The following is a 2224-nucleotide window of genomic DNA, read 5'->3' as shown; positions in this document are numbered from 1 at the left end:
ACACCCCCGCGGAGCGACTCCGTGGTTTACTGACAACCAATTGACCCTCGGGTGTTGCATCGATCCCTTGAATCCGCCCCCCACGCCCGCGACCCGTTTGCCGCAAATGGCCGCTACACGGGGTTGTTTAGCGGCCATTCCTGGCAAATGGGCGGGACCAGAACCACGCCCGCGACCCGTTTGCCGCAAATGGCCGCTACGAGCACCACGTCCACGTCCAGTTGACGCAAATGGCCGCTACACGGGGTTGTTTAGCGGCCATTCGTGTCAGATGGCCGCCGCCGCACCGTCGTGAGCCGCAGCCTGACTGCCGCCGCGCCGCCGTCGGCCGTTCCGGCGGGTTCCGGAGCCGAACTTGTCCATTGATTTCTGCCTCGCCGAGACGGTAGGTTCAGGACAAGGCCGCGGTACCGGCCGGGGTGCTGTTCGGCCCGTCCGGCCGGGCCGATTGCGCGGTCCGCCCCACAATGCAGGGAGGCATTCAGTGAGTTTGCGACCCCTCACTCCGCAGGAGCGTGCCGACGCCCTGGCCAAGGCGGCGGCGGCCAGGACCACCAGGGCGGAAGCCAAGGACCGGCTCAAGTCAGGCAAGCTCACGATCGCGGACTTGCTCAGCGCTGGGGAGTCCGACGATGCGATCGCCCGGATGCGGATCGTCGAACTGCTCGAGGCGCTGCCGGGCATCGGGCAAGTGCGCGCCGCGGCGATCATGGAACAACTCGGAATCGCGGCATCACGGCGGGTCCGCGGGCTGGGAATTCATCAGCGCCGGGCGCTGGTAGATTTTATAGACGACAAACAGCCCGGTCCGCCGCGCTGACTCCAAACCCCGCCCGAAGGAATATGTGAGCAAGAAACCGGGACTGACAGTCCTCGCCGGCCCGACGGCTGTTGGCAAAGGCACCGTGTCCACCTACATCCGGGACAACTATCCCGGCGTCTGGCTTTCCGTTTCGGCGACCACCCGCCCCCCGAGGCCCGGCGAGATCGACGGCATCCACTATTTCTTCAAATCAGCCGAGGAATTCGACTCCCTGGTCGAGAACGGTGACCTTCTGGAGTGGGCCGTCGTCCACGGGCGCAACCGCTACGGAACCCTGCGCAGCAGCGTGGACGCCGCGATTGCCGACGGCCGTTCGGTGCTGCTGGAGATCGACCTGCAGGGCGCGCGTCAGGTCAAGGAGGCTGTGCCGGAGGCCCAATTTGTCTTCCTCTCCCCCCCGAGCTGGGACGAAATGGTCCGCCGTCTCGTGGGCCGCGGCACGGAATCAGCGGAAGAACAGCAGCAGAGGCTGGAAACCGCTAAACTAGAACTTGCCGCTGAACCGGAGTTTGACCACACCGTCATCAATGATGACGTTCGACGGGCAGCGGACGAGCTTGTTTCACTCATGGGGCTGACCCCGAACCCACGCTAGGCGCCGGGACGTATCGGCCCGTTAGAATTTGGAGAATTCGTGTCCACGAACCTTGAAGGCATCATCAACCCGCCGATCGACGAACTGCTGAAGGCTGCCGATTCGAAGTACGGACTGGTGATTTTCGGCGCCAAGCGCGCCCGCCAGATCAACGCCTACTACGCCCAGCTGCACGAGGGCCTGTTCGAATACGTCGGCCCGCTGGTCGACACCAAGCTGAACGAGAAGTCGCTCTCCATCGCGCTGCGCGAGATCAATGAAGGCAAGCTCGTTTCCACACCGATCCAGCCTGCAGAGTAGTTCCGCAGACGCAGACGGAGTCTCACGTGCGCATAGTCCTCGGAGTCGGGGGAGGGATAGCCGCCTACAAGGTGGCGTCGCTCCTCCGGCTTTTTACTGAAGCCGGCCATGACGTCACAGTCATCCCCACGGAGGCCGCGACCCGCTTCGTCGGCGTCGCCACCTGGGAAGCGCTGTCCGGTCATCCGGTCAGCAACAGCGTCTTCGACGAGGTGCACACCGTCAACCACGTCCGCCTCGGCCACGACGCCGAACTGATCGTGGTGGCCCCCGCCACCGCCGACCTGCTGGCACGCGCCGCCGCCGGCCAGGCCAACGACCTCCTGAGCAACACCCTGCTCATGGCCGGCAGCTGCCCGGTGCTGATGGCCCCCGCCATGCACACCGAGATGTGGCAGCACCCGGCGACCCGGGCCAACGTCGAGACGCTCCGCAGCCGGGGCGTCACCGTGCTGGAGCCTGCCTCCGGCCGGCTGACCGGATCCGACTCCGGGCCGGGCCGGCTG

At 65.6% G+C, this 2224-nt stretch carries 4 protein-coding genes; all 4 read left to right on the top strand.

Annotation, left to right across the window (positions count from 1 at the left end; translation table 11 throughout):
- Positions 1–484: 484 nt before the first annotated feature.
- A complete protein-coding gene (mihF, locus tag BJQ90_RS19635) occupies positions 485–820 on the top strand; it encodes an integration host factor, actinobacterial type (RefSeq protein WP_226761863.1) in 336 nt (111 codons plus the stop codon).
- Positions 821–845: 25 nt separating this feature from the next.
- A complete protein-coding gene (gene gmk, locus BJQ90_RS19630; protein ID WP_226761862.1) occupies positions 846–1418 on the top strand; it encodes a guanylate kinase in 573 nt (190 codons plus the stop codon).
- Positions 1419–1457: 39 nt separating this feature from the next.
- Positions 1458–1718 (top strand): DNA-directed RNA polymerase subunit omega, encoded by a 261-nt coding sequence (gene rpoZ, locus BJQ90_RS19625; protein ID WP_091251816.1) that lies wholly within the window; start codon positions 1458–1460, stop codon positions 1716–1718.
- A gap of 26 nt (positions 1719–1744) precedes the next feature.
- On the top strand, positions 1745–2224 hold a 480-nt coding region (locus tag BJQ90_RS19620), incomplete at its 3' end, for a flavoprotein (protein ID WP_319004668.1).

Origin of the sequence: Arthrobacter sp. SO3 (genome assembly GCF_020532825.1) — a bacterium.
Taxonomy (GTDB): domain Bacteria; phylum Actinomycetota; class Actinomycetes; order Actinomycetales; family Micrococcaceae; genus Arthrobacter.
This window is presented reverse-complemented; position numbering and strand designations above follow the sequence as displayed.